General features: G+C 53.8%; 13 protein-coding genes and 1 pseudogene. 8 read left to right on the top strand and 6 right to left on the bottom strand.

What is annotated here, in order from left to right; all coding sequences use genetic code 11:
• From rfbB to G5221_RS06810, 3 genes are all read right to left on the bottom strand, one after another.
• Positions 1-814 (bottom strand): dTDP-glucose 4,6-dehydratase (gene rfbB, locus G5221_RS06820; RefSeq protein ID WP_421263012.1); only part of this gene is annotated, 814 nt, incomplete at its 3' end.
• A 589-nt stretch (positions 815-1,403) separates the two neighbouring features.
• The gene (locus G5221_RS06815) at positions 1,404-4,553 is read right to left on the bottom strand and encodes an efflux RND transporter permease subunit (RefSeq protein WP_076492306.1); all 3,150 of its coding nucleotides are present in this window, start codon (positions 4,551-4,553) and stop codon (positions 1,404-1,406) included.
• Positions 4,554-4,570: 17 nt separating this feature from the next.
• Entirely contained in the window at positions 4,571-5,764 is a 1,194-nt protein-coding gene (locus tag G5221_RS06810) for an efflux RND transporter periplasmic adaptor subunit (protein ID WP_021231193.1), read from the bottom strand.
• A 140-nt stretch (positions 5,765-5,904) separates the two neighbouring features.
• Here G5221_RS06810 and G5221_RS06805 point away from each other — a divergent pair, with 140 nt between their 5' ends.
• The 6 genes from G5221_RS06805 to G5221_RS06780 all read left to right on the top strand — a co-directional run bounded on the left by G5221_RS06805 (position 5,905) and on the right by G5221_RS06780 (position 9,913).
• Positions 5,905-6,543, top strand: a complete 639-nt coding sequence (locus G5221_RS06805) for a TetR family transcriptional regulator (RefSeq protein ID WP_421263011.1) — start codon at positions 5,905-5,907, stop codon at positions 6,541-6,543.
• Between the two features lie 105 nt (positions 6,544-6,648).
• The gene (locus G5221_RS06800; RefSeq protein ID WP_421263010.1) at positions 6,649-7,200 is read left to right on the top strand and encodes a hypothetical protein; all 552 of its coding nucleotides are present in this window, start codon (positions 6,649-6,651) and stop codon (positions 7,198-7,200) included.
• A 192-nt stretch (positions 7,201-7,392) separates the two neighbouring features.
• Positions 7,393-8,574 carry a dicarboxylate/amino acid:cation symporter gene (locus tag G5221_RS06795; protein WP_421263009.1) on the top strand — a complete coding sequence of 394 codons (1,182 nt, stop codon included), beginning with the start codon at positions 7,393-7,395 and terminating at the stop codon, positions 8,572-8,574.
• 224 nt (positions 8,575-8,798) lie between these two features.
• Positions 8,799-9,113 (top strand): DUF134 domain-containing protein, encoded by a 315-nt coding sequence (locus tag G5221_RS06790; RefSeq protein WP_005344221.1) that lies wholly within the window; start codon positions 8,799-8,801, stop codon positions 9,111-9,113.
• Positions 9,110-9,685 (top strand): NifB/NifX family molybdenum-iron cluster-binding protein, encoded by a 576-nt coding sequence (locus G5221_RS06785; protein ID WP_421263008.1) that lies wholly within the window; start codon positions 9,110-9,112, stop codon positions 9,683-9,685. Before G5221_RS06790 ends, G5221_RS06785 begins: the two co-directional genes overlap by 4 nt.
• A gap of 42 nt (positions 9,686-9,727) precedes the next feature.
• Positions 9,728-9,913, top strand: coding sequence for a hypothetical protein (locus G5221_RS06780; RefSeq protein ID WP_005338109.1), 186 nt, complete (start codon positions 9,728-9,730; stop codon positions 9,911-9,913).
• A 163-nt stretch (positions 9,914-10,076) separates the two neighbouring features.
• Here G5221_RS06780 and G5221_RS06775 read toward each other — a convergent pair whose 3' ends face one another.
• Together G5221_RS06775 and G5221_RS06770 are read right to left on the bottom strand one after the other, a co-directional pair.
• Positions 10,077-11,201 carry an HD domain-containing phosphohydrolase gene (locus G5221_RS06775; RefSeq protein ID WP_421263007.1) on the bottom strand — a complete coding sequence of 375 codons (1,125 nt, stop codon included), beginning with the start codon at positions 11,199-11,201 and terminating at the stop codon, positions 10,077-10,079.
• Positions 11,202-12,012: 811 nt separating this feature from the next.
• The gene (locus G5221_RS06770; protein WP_042024897.1) at positions 12,013-12,252 is read right to left on the bottom strand and encodes a hypothetical protein; all 240 of its coding nucleotides are present in this window, start codon (positions 12,250-12,252) and stop codon (positions 12,013-12,015) included.
• Between the two features lie 110 nt (positions 12,253-12,362).
• On the opposite strand from G5221_RS06770, the gene G5221_RS06765 reads away from it, so the two are divergent.
• Entirely contained in the window at positions 12,363-12,590 is a 228-nt protein-coding gene (locus tag G5221_RS06765; protein WP_080768707.1) for a helix-turn-helix domain-containing protein, read from the top strand.
• A gap of 1,252 nt (positions 12,591-13,842) precedes the next feature.
• Entirely contained in the window at positions 13,843-16,092 is a 2,250-nt protein-coding gene (locus G5221_RS06760) for a hypothetical protein (RefSeq protein ID WP_421263006.1), read from the top strand.
• A gap of 212 nt (positions 16,093-16,304) precedes the next feature.
• On the opposite strand, the pseudogene G5221_RS06755 reads toward G5221_RS06760, so the two are convergent.
• Positions 16,305-16,478, bottom strand: a pseudogene (locus G5221_RS06755) (IS481 family transposase); the annotation flags it as partial.
• Between the last annotated feature and the right edge of the window lie 240 nt (positions 16,479-16,718).

Below are 16,718 nucleotides of genomic sequence, written 5' to 3'. Positions count from 1 at the left end.
TGTGCACCACTTCCAGATTCTGCTTCTCGTTATGACCGCCGATGTTGTAGGTCTCACCGACCACGCCTGTGGTCGCCACCTTGTAGAGCGCGCGCGCATGATCTTCTACATAGAGCCAGTCACGGATCTGGTCGCCCTTACCATAGACAGGTAACGGCTTGCCATCCAGCGCGTTAAGAATGACCAGCGGGATCAGCTTCTCGGGGAAGTGATAAGGGCCGTAGTTGTTGGAGCAGTTGGTGACGATGGTCGGCAGACCGTAGGTGCGGCGCCAGGCGCGCACCAGATGGTCGCTGGAAGCCTTGGAGGCAGAATAGGGGCTGCTGGGGGCGTAGGGGGTGGTCTCGGTAAAGAGCGGCAATCGTTCACCGACGGCTACTTCATCCGGATGGGGCAGATCACCATATACCTCGTCGGTGGAGATATGGTGGAAGCGGAAGGCCGCCTTGCGTACCTCGTCCAGACCGTTCCAATAGGCTCGTGCCGCTTCCAGCAACATATAGGTGCCGACGATATTGGTCTCGATAAAGTCAGCCGGTCCTGTGATGGAGCGATCAACATGGCTCTCGGCGGCCAGGTGCATCACCGCATCCGGCTGGTGCTGGGCAAACACCCGATCCAGCTCGGCGCGATTGCAGATATCCACCAGCTCAAACGCATAACGCTCGCTTGACGATACATCGGCCAGGGATTCCAGATTGCCGGCATAGGTGAGTTTATCGAGATTGATAACAGAATCTTGGGTATCACGGATGATATGGCGCACCACGGCAGAGCCGATAAAGCCAGCACCACCGGTCACGAGGATTTTCATAAATATGTATCTCTTGCGAGGCGTTGATATGACATCAGAGAGAGGCTGGCTATCCACTGATGCGTTATTGAAACACCCAATAGACTGCAATTTAACCAGCTCAAACAGCAGCAAAACAATGACTGAACATTATTCAGGCAAATTACTGAATAATCTCAAGGCTACCGCCCCTGGGTTACAGCTCCCAACATGCTGCTTTTGACCTGATTGTGTTTGCTGTTGGTCATCATGTCCTCCAGCATTTTGCTGTCTTGATGGTGTGTAGCACAGCTTTATGGCCCAAGACCAAGAAAGAGCGGACACTACCTATCCAACCCTATAAGACGCAGATTCTATCTTGTTTCCAGCCGAGCTGCACAGCAGAAACTGACTTGCCCCTCACCTCTGAAAAGGTGTCGATAGAAAACTACCTCACGGCGACATAATTTCTCAAAAAGAAGCAGTAGTAACTTAATAATTACGCTTAAGTTACCGTTTTTACGGAAAAAAAATAGAGCGACTTTCGAAGTCGCTCTATTTATTACTCAGTCATACCTGATGTATTTGTCTTATTGTGATCTGCCACCCAGAACTTCAGGGGTCACTTTGCTCAGTCACCTTTTGACTCAACTGCTGCAGCCATGCGCGCCTCTTTGCTCTGGTGGCTGGTGAAGTAACGCATCACCAGCACAAAGAAGAGCGGTACGAAGAAGATGGCCAGCACGGTGGCACTGATCATCCCCCCCATCACGCCGGTACCGATGGCGTTACGACTGCTGGCGCCGGCACCGGAGCTGATCACCAGCGGCAGCACCCCGAGGATAAAGGCGAGCGAGGTCATCAGGATCGGACGCAGACGCAGGCGCGCCGCCTCCACTACGGCTTCACCCAGTCCCATCCCCTTGTCATAGAGTTCTTTGGCAAATTCCACGATCAAAATCGCGTTCTTCGCCGACAAGCCTATGGTGGTGAGCAGACCTACCTGGAAGTAGACATCGTTCTCCAACCCGCGCAGGGTGGCAGCCACAATGGCCCCCAACACCCCGAGCGGCACCACCAGCATCACCGAGAACGGAATGCTCCAGCTCTCGTAGAGGGCCGCCAGACAGAGGAACACCACCAACAAGGAGATGGCGTAGAGCGCAGGTGCCTGTGAACCGGCCTGACGCTCCTGGAAGGATAGCCCGGTCCACTCGATGCCCACCCCTTCCGGCAGCTGTTTCACCATCTGTTCGATGGCGGCCATCGCATCACCGGTACTCTTGCCGGGCGCCGCCTCACCGACGATCTCCATCGCTGGCACACCGTTGTAACGCTCCAGACGGGGTGAGCCGAAGCTCCACTCGGTGCTGGCAAAGGCGGAGAAGGGCACCATCTGACCGGCACTGTTGCGCACATACCAGAGTTTCAGATCTTCCGGGTTCATCCGGAAGGGGGCATCCGCCTGCATGTAGACCTTCTTGATCCGGCCACGGTCAACGAAATCATTGACGTAGGAAGAGCCCCAAGCGGTAGCTAGGGTGTTGTTGATATCCGCGATGGATAGCCCCTGCGCCAGTGCCTTCTCGTAGTCGATCTTGATATCGAGCTGCGGCGTATCTTCCATCCCGTTCGGGCGTACCCGCACCAGAGTGGGATCCTGCGCCGCCATGCCGAGCAGCTGGTTACGCGCCGCCATCAGCTTGTCGTGACCGATACCGCCGCGATCCTGCAGGAAGAAGTCAAAACCGGTCGCCGTCCCCAGCTCCGGGATCGGAGGCAGGTTAAAGGCGAACACTTGCGCCTCCTTGATGCTGAACAGATAGCCCATGGCACGACCGATAATGGCATTGGCGCTGCGATCCGGGCTCTTGCGCTCGCTCCAGTCCTTGAGCTTGATAAAGGCCATCCCCGCGTTCTGGCCACTACCGGCGAAACTGAAGCCGGATACGGTCAGTACAGAATCGACATTATCCTTCTCGTTTTTCAGGAAGTAGTCGCGCATGTCCGCCAGCACCACCTCGGTGCGCTGCTTGGTCGCCCCCACCGGCAGTTGGACCATGGACATGATGACCCCCTGATCCTCTTCCGGCAGGAAGGAGGTGGGCATCCGCATAAAGAGCACGGCCAACACCGCCAGCATGGCGCCGTAGATCAGGCTGTAGCGCACGCCCTGCTTGATCACCTTGCGCACGCCGCTCTGATAGCGGTTGGTACCTGCATCAAAGGCGCGGTTGAACCAGCCAAAGAAGCCGCGCTTGGCACCAAACTCACCATGTTTCATCGGCTTGAGCAGGGTGGCACAAAGGGCCGGGGTCAGGATCAACGCCACCAGCACCGACAGCACCATGGCCGAGACGATGGTCAGCGAGAACTGGCGATAGATGGCGCCGGTCGAGCCGCCGAAGAAGGCCATCGGCACGAACACGGCGGAGAGCACCAACGCGATCCCCACCAGCGCACCAGTGATCTGGGTCATCGATTTGCGGGTCGCTTCCAGCGGGGAGAGATCCTCCTCGCTCATCAGCCGCTCCACATTCTCCACCACCACGATGGCGTCATCCACCAGCAGGCCGATAGCGAGCACCATACCGAACATGGTGAGGGTATTGATGGAGAAACCGAACGCCGCCATCACCCCGAAGGTACCGAGCAGCACCACAGGCACCGCGATGGTCGGGATCAGGGTGGCGCGGAAGTTCTGCAAGAACAGATACATGACGCAGAACACCAGGAAAATCGCCTCGATCAGGGTCTGCACCACCTCCTCGATGGAGATCTTCACAAACGGCGTGGTGTCGTAGGGGTAGACGATCTCCATATTGGCCGGGAAGTAATCCGACAGCTCATTGAGCTTGGCACGCACCTTCTCGGCGGTATCCAGCGCGTTGGCGCCGGTCGCCAGCTTGATGGCAACCGCGGCGGTAGACTGGCCGTTGTAGAGCGCATCGGCGTCATAGCTTTCGCCCGCCAGCTCGACCCGGGCCACATCTTTCAGTCGTACCTTGGAGCCATCCTGATTCACCCGCAGCAGGATGTCGTTGAATTGCTCCACGGTAGAGAGACGGGTCTGCCCCATGATAGTCGCAGTGAACTGCTGATCTTCTACCGACGGTGTGCCGCCCAGCTTGCCGAAGGCCACCTGGGCGTTCTGCGCCTTGATGGCCGCCTGCACATCCCCCGGGGTCATCTGCACCCGGTTGAGTTTGTTGGGATCGAGCCACACCCGCATCGAGTACTGGCTGCCGAACAAGGTGATATCCCCTACCCCGTCCAGACGACTCAGAGGCTCCTTGATATTGGAGACCACATAGTCCGCCAGGTCGTCGTTGTTCATACTGCCATCGCTGGAAATGAACGCCGCGACCATCAGGAAGCTGCTGGAGGTCTTCTGTACCCGGATCCCCTGCTGCTGAACTTCTTGCGGCAGCAGCGACATCGCCTGCTGCAGCTTGTTCTGCACCTGTACCTGGGCGATATCGGGATCGGTCCCCGGCTGGAAGGTGAGGGTCACCGACACCCGCCCCGCGGAGTCAGACTGGGAAGACATGTAGAGCAGGTGATCCAGCCCGGTCATGTTCTGTTCGATGATCTGGGTCACCGAGTCTTCCACCGTTTTGGCGGATGCGCCCGGATAGCTGGCAGAAATACCGACAGCGGGCGGCGCAATGCTCGGATACTGGGCGACCGGCAATTTGATGATGGCCAGGCTGCCCGCCAGCATGATCACCAGCGCGATCACCCAGGCAAAAATGGGTCTGTCTATAAAAAATCGAGCCATGAGGCGACTACTCCATCCTACTTGTTGGCCGGGGTGTTGGACGCAGCTTGAGCAGACGGTGCATCGGCACCCTGCTCGGCGGGATTGACCACGGCGCCCGGTCGTACTTTCTGCAAGCCAGCCACGATCACCCGCTCGCCGGAGGTGAGCCCTGACTCCACCACCCAGTTGCTGCCGACGACCCGGCTCAGCTGCACGTTGCGCAGCTCCACCTTGTTGTCAGCGGTTACCACCATCACGGTGGCACCGCCATTGGGGGTGCGAGTCACGGCCGTTTGCGGCACCAGCAGCCCTTGCGCCCGTTCCCCCTCTTGCAGGGTGGCGCGCATAAACATGCCGGGCAGCAGCAGCTGATGAGGGTTGGGCACAATCACCCGCAGGGTCACCATGCCGGAGGTCTCATCCACGGTCACATCGGAGAACTGCAACGAGCCCTCTTCGCCATAAGTGGAGCCATCTTCCAGCTGGAAGGTCACCTTGGCTCCCTTCTGCTCGTCCTGGGTCAGCTTGCCCTCGGCGACCAGTCGCTTGAGGCGCAGCAGATCGGCGGTGGACTGACGCACATCCACATACATGGGATCGAGCTGCTGAATGGCTGTCAAGCTATCAGCCTGCTGGGCAGTCACCAGCGCCCCCTCGGTCACCGCGGATTTACCGATACGGCCGCTAATGGGGGCGGTGATGCGGGTGTAACCGAGATTGATCTCGGCAGTGCGCAGGGCCGCCTTGCTTGCCATGATCTCCGCCTTGGCCTGCTTCCAGCTCGCATCGGCGTCGTCATAGTCCTGACGGCTGATGGATTTGACCTTGAGCAGCTCCTGATAGCGCTGCGCCTTGAGGCGGGCACTCTGCTCGTTGGCCTCGGCCTTGGCCAGATTGGCCTTGGCGCTGGCAACCGCCGCCTGATAGACAGCCGGATCGATCTGATAGAGCAGATCGCCCGCCTTCACATCGCTCCCCTCGGTAAAGAGGCGCTTGAGGATGATGCCGCTCACCTGCGGACGCACTTCGGCCACCCGCAACGGGGCGCTGCGGCCGGTCAACTCGGTGGTCAACATCAGCGGACCGCTCTGCAGGGTCACCACGTTGACCGCCGCAGGGGGCATGCCCCCCTGTCCCTGAGGTGCGCCCCCCTTGTCACCACAACCTGCCAGCAAGCCTGTAGCCAGCAAGGCAAGACCAACTGAACGAGCAAGAATATGTTTATGCATGAAACACCTGAGCCTTTGCCAGTCAATGAACAATCAGGGCCACATGGGCCCTGTTGGTAAATAGTCGAAAGATGAGGCAATATACATACATTCATAAATGTATGTAAGTGACTTTTTGCTTGCATGAGGCACAAATTTCGATGGCCAGACGAACCAAAGAAGAGGCGCAGCAAACCCGCTGCCACATCATGAGCACGGCGCTGGATCTGTTCTGCTCTCAGGGCCTGGCCAAGACCAGCCTGACCGACATCGCCAGGGCGGCAGACCTGACCCGCGGGGCCATCTATTGGCACTTCAAGAACAAGGATGAACTCTTCATTTCGCTCTGGCAGGAGCTCTGCAGCCCCCTTGCCCACCAGCTCGATGCCTGCCTCAATCCAGATGAGCCGGATCCACTGGGGCAACTGCGCCTCTTCTTCGAAGGGGTGCTCCACAGCTTCATTCACAATCCGGCCCAGCGGCAGATGTTTACCATCTTGTTCAATCTCGAATCGCTGGAGGGGGAGGCCATCTCACTGCGCGAACATATCCGCAGCCAGTCCGCCAACTTCTTTCGGGACCTGGAGACCACCCTGGCCAACGCGGTACGGCGGGGCCAGCTGCCCGCCAGCCTCAACCTGCAGCGCGCCGCCACCCTGCTCCACTGCACTCTGGATGGCTACATCATCAACTGGCTCCACTTTCCGGGGCGAATCGACCTGCAGGGCGAATCCGCCTTTATGATAGAGAGCATGTTCACCATGCTGGCCCAACCCCACGGGCCTGCCTGCAGCCGCTAACCGGCTCCGGCAACTTCATCACATCCAAATCGGGGCCTGACCGCGCGCTTTGGCAGTCAGGCCCCGATTTGTTACCCTGTGCGCCCCCTGCTTGAGGTAACCCCTGTGCCACACTCTGACGCCATCCCCGCTTCCCGGCCATTTAACGACCAGCACGCCCGCGCTCGGGCTGCCTTTGTGGCGCGTCTCAAACCCGGTGCTCACCTGCTCAATGGTCAGTGCGGTACGGGGGAGGATCTCTGCTGGCTGCGTGCAGAAGGGTATGTGCTCACCGCCTGCGAAGCAGTGCTGGCTGACGCCAAAGTTGCCTCGCAGCAATCCGGACAAGCAGTGCGGGTCTGCCCACTGGCGAAGATGCACTCGGTGCTCCCTTACGATGGCATCTGGCTAAGCCGCCCGCTTGATAGCGACGCGGCCACCCTTGTCCACCTGTTGCAACAGCTGGCGACCCTGCTCAAAGCGGGCGCTCCGCTCTGCTTCCCCCTGCCCCCAAGCGGCAAGATAAGTCACGCTCAGCTACAGCAACTGGTCACCACATCCGGGATAGCGCTGCAACTGGCGCCGATGAAAGCCGTATCAGCCAGTACGTCAGATTCCTCAAGTCAAAACGTCAATCAGTACGTCATGTTGCTGCGTGGCGATCATCAGGCCACCTAACGGGCTAATTCATCACGACTTTCCCCGTTCAACGCCAAGCCGACAGCTAGTCGGCGATCTTGGCTTTCGTCAATATTTAACTCGGCATTAACGCAGAAAAGGCAGACATAACACGGCTTACGTGTTAAAAAGTGTGATTAATATCAAAATTTAATAACAAAACAGACAATACAACCAACTCCGGATTTCCTTATGAAACTTGTCCTGAAACTCATTGCTGGCATCCTTGCCGGTCTCTTGCTCGGTCTCTACGCCCCTGAGTGGGTGGCGCGCGTGCTGTTTACGGCCAAGACAGTGATAGGTCAGCTGATCACCTTCACCATTCCGCTCATCATTCTGTTCTTTATCATGAGCGGCATCGCCAGCCTGCCGAAAAACTCCGGCAAGCTGCTGGGCAAAACCGTGGCCCTCTCCTACTGCTCCACCATTCTGGCGGGGCTGTTCGCCTTTACCGTGGCTAGCCACCTGATCCCGCAGTTCACCACCGCCGCCGAGCCCACCACGGCCACGGCCATCAAGCTCGCCTCCTATGTCAATCTGGAGATCCCGCCGCTGTTTGGCGTGATGTCGGCACTGGCCGCCGCCTTCGTGTTCGGCATCGGCATCAGCGCCACCCAGGCCACCGATCTGCGCCGGGTCGCCGATCAGGGTCGTGACATCATCGACCGCCTGCTGGCCAAGGTGATCATTCCGCTGCTGCCGTTCTACATCGCCGGCGTCTTTGTCGAGATGACGGTAGAAGGCACAGTATTCGCCACCCTGAAAACTTTCGGCGTGGTGCTGGTGATGGCGATCCTGATGCACTGGATCTGGCTCTCCGTGCTGTTCGTCGGCACCGGTCTGGCCCTTGGCCGCTCACCGGCCCAGCTCATCAAGAACATGCTGCCCGCCTACTTCACCGCGCTGGGGACCATGTCGAGCGCCGCCACCATTCCGGTCGCCCTGCAATCGAGCAAGAACAACGGGGTGAGCGACAGTATCGCCAACTTTACCGTACCCCTGTGCGCCACCATTCACCTCTGTGGCTCCACCATTACCCTGGTCACCTGTGCCACCGCGGTGATGTTCCTCTCCGAGCATCTGGCCATTCCGGGCATCGAGACCATGCTCCCCTTCATCATGATGCTGGGGGTGATCATGATCGCCGCACCGGGCGCGCCGGGTGGTGGCGTGATGTCGGCGCTGGGCCTGCTCACCTCCATGCTGGGGTTTGGTGAAGCCTCCATCGCCCTGATGATCGCCCTCTATCTGGCGCAAGACAGCTTCGGCACCGCCTGCAACGTCACTGGTGACGGCGTGATCGCCCTCTGGGCGGATCGCTTCGCCAACGGTAGCGAGAGCGCAGCTCCAGTGGCCGAGGCCGAACAGGCGTAAGCTCGCCGGGATAGCCCGACCATCCTCTGCAAAAACCGCAGGCCCGAACCATGTTCGGGCCTGCGTCGTTTCTGCCACCTTCACTGCTTTTGTACGTATTCCCCCTCCCCCTCTTTACCCCTCTCTGCCGTAAACAGCACTGGCTCAGCTCTCTACACCCGACAAAATTATTGGCATATGCCACATATGAGCGTATAAATGGCTTATGCCAATTAGGAGCCACCATGCCAAGACCCAAGATTGCGCGCCAGATCTGTGGCCGCCCCGCCAACAGCTGCTTCAAACCCAATGGCCGCCCCATGCATCAGCTGGAACAGGTCACGCTGGCCCCTGACGAGTTCGAGGCACTGCGCCTCGTCGACCTTCAAGGAATGCAGCAGCAGGAGGCCGCCCTGGTGATGGGGGTTTCCCGCCAGACCCTGGCCAATATCCTGAAAAAAGGGCGCTACAAGGTGGTGGAGTGTCTGAGTCTGGGCAAGGCATTGATGATGCAACCCGCCGAGCCCGACCACCAAACCAGTGGAGAAGAGCCGACATGAATGCTGTCACAACCATGACCGCCAACCCCAGCAACAGCGCCCTGATGCTGAGTCAGGGGCTGCTGGCTGGCCACTTTACCCGTGCCGAGCAGCTGCAAATTCTTAACCCCGAAGGGAACGTTATCGCCACCCTGCCCAATCCGGCCGCAGCCGAAGGCTGCCACGGCAAGCAAGCGCTTCTCGACGCCCTCGCCCATCATCAAGTGGGTCAGGTGGTGGTGCGCAATATCGGCGAGCGAATGCTGGGGCGCCTGCTGGCGGTCAATATCCGGGTGCTGCAGTGTCGCTCTGCCCGCCTGCCGCTGCCCGCGCTGCTAGCCCCCACCAATTTGCAACCTCTTACCGAGGCAAGTCAGGGCCGTCCGTCTCGTCGTCATCAGAGCAAGGCGACTATCCATGCCATCCAGCCCGTCGGCGCAGGCCACCCCCATTGTCACGGTGGTTGCAACAGTGGCTCCGATCACTGTTGCGCCAGTAGTGGCAATCAGGCAGAGAGCTCACGACAAGGCCATACTTGTTGCCACGGCAGTGAAGGCGCCAACCAGCAGGGCGGTTGCTGCCATCATCACTGATGCCATCGCCGTGCATGTCATCACCATCAGGGAGAAGAGATCATGTCCATCTGGTTGTTGAGCCTGCTCGCCTCGTTCGTACTGATCCTGGCCATGGGCACCATCATCTGGTGGCGCCAATACCAGCTTGCCCAGAAGCGGGAAGATAAAGAGGTGCGCCCCTGTGGCTGCTCCAGCGCCTGCGCGGATCACCTCTACCAGATCAGCGAGCCGACGCCCAAAAAGTAACCTGATCGCAAACGCCATAGCCGCAGTTACAAGGTCGACAAAATAAGTGCGCATGGAATAGAAAGGCGCATAAAAGAGAGGTGGCACCTGCTGGTGCACCCTCTCTATTTATTCCTCGTCATGCTTGATCCGCCGTATTGCCCCTTAAGCTCATCACACACGCTCAACCCGGCTCTGCGCCACTGGCCGCCACACCGGATGAACTGGCGGGATCCTGATACTGCTGATAGATGGCATAAAACTCGGCCTTGTTGTGCAGGGCCGCAGCGACACAGGCGGGATCAAACTGGCTGCCGGCATGCTCCTCCAGATAGGCAAACGCCGTCTCGAACGGCCAGGCCTGCTTGTAGGGGCGCTCGCTGGTCAGGGCATCAAAAACATCAGCCACCGTCACGATACGCGCCGGCAGCGGGATCGCCTCCCCCGCCAGGCCCAGCGGATAACCGGTGCCATCAAAACGCTCATGATGGCCTGCGATGATGTTGGTCAGCATATCGGTGTGGTGAATGCCATCGAGGCCAAACTCATTGATCATCAGGCTGATCATCTCTCGCCCCTTGCTGGTGTGAACCTTCATGATCTCGAACTCTTCCGGGGTCAGCTTGCCCGGCTTGAGTAAAATGGCATCCGGCACCGCGATCTTGCCGATGTCGTGCAGCTCGGAGAAGAGGTAGACAAACTCCACCTCCTCGTCGCTCAGCCCGCAAGTCGGGGCCAGCGTCTTGGCGATCAGTCGGGAGTAGGCCGACATCCGATGCAGATGGTTGGCGGTCTCCTCATCCCGATAGCGACTGAACTCACGTGCCGTGGTCAGCGCGCCGCCGAGGGTCTGAATAGAGAAGAACTCCACCGCAATGATGGCGGACAACATCTGGGCATAGGCCGACAGCTCGCTTTGGATCGACTCATCGAAATATCCCGGCTCCATGGCATCGCAAAACAGAAAACCAAACAGCTTGCTGTTGAACAACAGCGGCTCGGTATAGCTGGAGGCATAGCCCGCCTCCAGCAGCTTGCGGCTGTGTTCCGACGCGGAACCACGCAGGGCATCGAGATTGCCAAGCACCCGGGGGTGCTTGTGCTCCGCCAGATAGCGCAAGGATGGAACATCGCTCAGCTTCACCTCATACTGCACCAGCGGCGAGGGCCCCTCGGTGCTGTGGGCGAAGGTCTTGAGCTGATCGGTATGGGGATCGTAAATCGCAATGGCCACCCGACTCAGCTTGTCAAAACGCTCGCGCAGCGTAGCGTGCAGATTCTGCATTCTTTCGCCAAATGAACTTTCCATTGCCTTCTCCACCGGATCACCATGATGGGAGTATAGGGGTACCCGTGACAGGGTTCCCAGCCACAGACCGCGAAATTGACTAATAAGTCAGCAACGCATATTACCAGTCACAAACCTGTGCAGCAGGGACTGCGCGCCAGTCAGGGCTCCACCATCAGCCGCTATTCGCACGGCCCAATCCTGCCCACTCGGAGATATTGTTCAGTTCTGCCATGCTGGCTGTATAGTTTTTGGTTAACCATTCCGGTAAAATCCGCGCCCTTAAAGAAGAGCCACCTAAGAGTGATTGAGCGATGTCCAACACAAAACAGGCCCCCAAAGTAGGATTCGTCTCCTTGGGTTGACCCAAAGCAACAAGACCAATCCATGGCTAATACTGTCAGTAAGGCTTGTGCTGGCGGGCTCCCATCACTGTACCGGTGCCGGAGTTGCAAGCTGTAGTAATGACATGTTGCTCAACACAGGGTCATATATTCCGTTACCTAGGAGGTGTTCGTCCGTTCAACCATCAGGATACGCCCGAACTCGCTCAGGCTGTGCTCGACCTCCTCAGCCGCATCGAGCATGGGATCCTGACTGAACGCCTAGGCTAGGATGTTATGTTGGGTTTACCGATATTAAAGAGGTGCTTAATGACGTCCGTCTCTATGGAGACTCATAAGGCGATAAAAACGCTAATTGGCGCCGGTTATAATCCAAAGAAGCTGAGGCTACGTTGGCATTACTTTACGAGGATGAGCGACAAATAAGTCCACCAATACAGCAAACCGCGAGAAAGACCCGAATGCCCTCCATCATGTCAGAGACTTGTTCACTTTCTTAGCTCCTGAGGTATCGGCCATTGCTGCTTAAAATCCATAAATTCGGCAACAAACGAAACCATAATGCTCTTAACAAATTCATCATATACGGATTGATTGATAGTGACATGTACGAATGACTCCACTCTCAAAGAATCTCCTACTGCGGCTAGGAAATCCGCATCTTGAAAGGTTAGTGTCACTGTGCCACTTTTTTGATTCTGGCTCAGAACGATCTGCTGATTGGACATTTTCCACCTCGAAATGATGCTTATATGCAGTGTCATTATATGCGTGTACTCACAGCCGTGTACAGCACGCCGTATAACGTAGACCATAGATCCTCTAGTGAGGAGATAAAATGGATTCTGACGAGTTTGAGCTGGCGATGCTCGCAACTGCATTCGGTAAAAATGTACGAGAGCTGCGGTCTGCACGAGGTATGCAACAGGAAAAACTAGCACTAATTGCTGGTATAGACCGTGGTCATATGGGAAAAATCGAACGTGGGGAAACTAGGGTAACCCTGGAAAAAGTTTATCAGATCGCCAAGGCCCTAGGGGTCTCGCCTGCATCATTGCTGCCATAACCATAGCTGTTGCTCTAACCAAATGGCCTGCCAATAAACTCGAACATGCCAAACACCTAACCTTATAACTGCATACAAACCACCCAAGTCTGGTCTGGTCTGGTCTGGTCTGGTCTGGTCTGGTCTGGTCTGGTACAGTTTCAGCCAGTGCCAGGCGAAACCACATTCGTTGTCATCAGAAGCATCGTCCAGACGGCCAACTAGAAACCGGCAGATTTCTCAATCCCCTCATTGTTGACCACAACAAAACCATTGAAAACAATAACCCTGAGCTTGGGGGCATTCTGAAAATATCGATGATACTGAGGTTGGTGTACTCAGACTCGACTGCACAGGCATTACACAGCGTATCGAGCGCTGAAATTAATTTAGCTCGACCGGTATGAATCGCTACACCCCATCGTACAGCATCATCCAATCTGCCATCTCAAGCCCTATCCATATCACCAAAAAATGTATTCTGGCTCATAGTTAGCCAGTTCTGAGTGTGCAGCCAAGCTGGGCTGGCTAACATTTCGTTTTAATCATATACACAACCCCGTAGCTCTCATTTCTACTCTGCCACCAGTACAGCGACGAATAACTATGGGGAACGATCCTACCGGCTGAAATAGATAGGACTGCAACGCAGAGCGAAACGGCGTTGGAGCACTCTTGCATCCTAGGTCACATATTTTCATGTCAGATACAATCATAGGTAGAGACATTGTGCAGTCATCTTCGTTTTACCATTTACAACGCGGGCAGACAGCCCACTTTTTGCTTGATATAAAGAGGGTTCAAGCAAGCAGGCGTTGTGATTCTCTATAATCTAAGAGATTTTGTTGTAAAAATAGAAAGTCACATGCAAATCAATAACTTATTACTATATGATTTGTTGACATTTTTTTAGCTAACCATATGTTTTTATGATGCTTTTGTTTTTACAACAAAATGTCCTTCCAACTTAGTCCCTTACACCATAATTACAACAAATCAGAGAAATACAGTCATAGTTTTTCCGATTCAGGAATTAAAAAATATAGCTAAGTGTCTAATTTTAATTGATTATTCATCACTGTTGTAAACTTCATGCATTGTTGTTTAATGCTGATTGTAACCTAATCAATCTTTGCTTCATTGCCAATTTTAAAAATCATGAAATCCCTCGTAAAACTCACAAAAAACCAAAAAAGACATTGATATATAAGAAATTTTAAATAAGTCAAAAGCTATTTTGCGATAATTTTCGTTTTGGTGTGGCGATTGATGTTTGCAGCACTATAATGAACAAAAAGACCAGTTGTTGTATTTTTATGGAGTGGCAATTATGAGCATTAGGCAGTTGAGAGAACGGATCATTCAAGGCATTGAGAGTAGCGACAAAACTGAAAGTGCGCGTTATAGGCACCATCAGACAGCACTCAACATGTTACTGAAAACATCAATTGTGCAGTCCGAGGATGAGCTGGAAACTGCACTGTTAGAAAATCGCAGTGAAACAATAGAAAAGCTGAAAATGACCTTGGCACGTCAGAGCAGGAGTGATACGCGAGGCCCACTGACACGAGTGCGTCGGTTGGCAGAGTTCTACGCTCAAATAAACAACATAGATTTCAGCAAAATGACTTTTTGTGAGGCTCTGGCAGCAGCAGTTCAGAGGAAATACGGTGAGCGTCTCTGGCTCGATGAGGTCACTCCTAAGACGCAGAATAATATTAAGAAAAGCTTCATTACATACAGAGAAGTAGCACGTGAAATTATCAACGCGTCATTATCTAACTGCCCAGAGGCATGGCCAATTCTGAAAAGTAGCCCACAAGCGATTGGCAGCGCAACAAAAGTTTTGCGCGATTATATGATGGGTACATCACACCCTGCCGAGCGAGTACCTGATGTTCGCATCAATTTCATTGAAAGTTATTTCAATTTACCAAAAAACTTGTTGTTAGATAAAATTCATAGAAAAGTTGACCATCAACGCAGAGGAAAAAATCGGTCAGATCTTGATCTGTCGGCTATCAATCGCAGCACATTCATTAGCTCGTCACTGAATCCAAATCTACAGAAGGTTTATGATGAGTATTGTGAGTATAAAATAAATAAAAAACAACCAGCGATAGTAAACATTTCTGACGAGCTTAGGTCAGATCGACGCTATGAGATACGAGCAAAAGTCAATGAAAAAAACAGAAGAAACAATGAATGGACAATCAACGCGAAGGGCGAATGCGGCTCTGCTATCGCATTTAAAAGTCAGCTACTTTCATTTCAACATTTTTGTCATACTGAATTAGCTATTGATTACATGTCTGTTAGCAGTTATCACTTGACAATACCTGAGATTATGCAGGCTATGGCTGAATATTCGGAAGGACTGCAAACGGGTACAAGCCAATTCTCTAGAGTGCTAAATTTTGTAAAACGAGGGTCGGATTCGAAGGGCTACCTAAGGTTTTGTGCCGATCGTGGTAACAGAACAATCGAGGAGTTTTTTAAAGACCTAGATTTTATTATCGAGGAATATCCTAATTGGTTTAAGATGGCAGAGAAAGGCATCAACAGTCGCGGCCAAGCGGGCAAGAAAGGGAAACTGAACATTCAATTCTTACTCAACATACCTGCGTCAGATCGCCGAAATGCGGTTTATAGGGCCAGCCAGTGGTTATTCGATAAAGCAAAAGTATACAAGACCAATGCTGAGCAAAAAAATTTACTTTCGAATAACACAGACGATAAAAAACTAGAGCTGGCGCATAGAAAAAGTGCAGCATCTCAGATTGGCCGTGCGTTGCAGTATTTTAGAGCAGGACTGATACAAACAATCAGTTTTTATCAATCTCCACGCAGCGCAAACTGGACTGAATTGAAATTTTACCCTAATGCGACATCACAGAACAACAACTATGCAAGTATAACATATCATCGTCAGCGTAACCGATTCCAACTATATATCCCATGTTTTGGTACATCGATGGTTAGTGACGATAACACAAAGTACAGATATCTTAAAAACGCAAATGCAAAAAATAGCGTGGATGTTGATGTTGAGTTACCAGAACAGCTTACCCCGCTGATCAAAGAGTATTTGAACATAAGGCGCAGCTATATTGAGTTTGATCTCATGACCTTTGCGGGCGTTCAGTCAATTGACGATATTGATATCTTTTTCCCTTGGCGTAGCATTCGACAAAGCCAAGTAAACAACGAGGAAAACCTTAAAATAAGAAGTAAATATATAGAAATATCATCAAAACTGTCAGATAATTTCATATCACTGACATATCAGGCCTATCTGATGACGATGCCTCATGATAAACAACATGGTATCAACATTCATGCGTTAAGACACCTTGTTGCAGAAACGCATCTCGAGGAACATCCTGGTGATTTTATTGGTGCAGCAGCGAAGCTCAATGATGACGTGGAGCAAATAATTAAGACCTACGGTGATAAGGATAGAGCTAAAGCGATGCGCAGAGTATCTGACAATGAAACGCTGGACTTCTCATTTACGTTATAATAAGCAGTAGAGAATATTTATACAGTTCTAGTTATCACCTGACACCGACCTAAAATCGGTGTCTTGTTTACGCTACTTTCGTGCGCCCTGCCTTTGGTATCAATTTCAGAACCGATTCAACATGCTGTATGGAGCTCTGCTTGCATCCCCCTTTCCTGTTGGTCTGCCTGCCCCTGCACATCCTCCAAAGTCCAATGAGTTGCAATCGCTCCCCCTTTGCAACCAAGCAACCTATCGAGCCAGTCATTGGTTACATAGGTCTGATGAAAGCAGCTGATTTCGTAGCTATAGCTGATGAACTTGCAGGCTTTACTGACGTTATTGAGCATTTTGGCGAGCTCTAGCAGGCTGAGTTTACGACGTGCTACTTTCTCGTTGGTGGTCATACTGTGACTCCGGATAACACGGTAGGGGTACCGTTTTGTTATCCGGTTTGAAGCCGTATGACCACTCCCTTTTGTGGGCAACTGTCAGGTGAATACCATCTCCATACACCTCTATCCCTGATGGAATTCGCTGGCTGGCTCCGCTATCAACGCCACGTACTTGGAGTACTTTGTTTCCCTCGGGTTTTACCAGCCACGGTCTGACCTGTCTCGCCATCACTTCATGATTGCCTGTGCAAT

Origin of the sequence: Aeromonas sp. 602200 (genome assembly GCF_049173895.1) — a bacterium.
In the GTDB taxonomy this organism is placed as follows: domain Bacteria; phylum Pseudomonadota; class Gammaproteobacteria; order Enterobacterales; family Aeromonadaceae; genus Aeromonas; species Aeromonas veronii_A.
The sequence above is the reverse complement of the archived record's forward strand: the minus strand, read 5'-3'. Positions and strand labels throughout refer to the sequence as shown.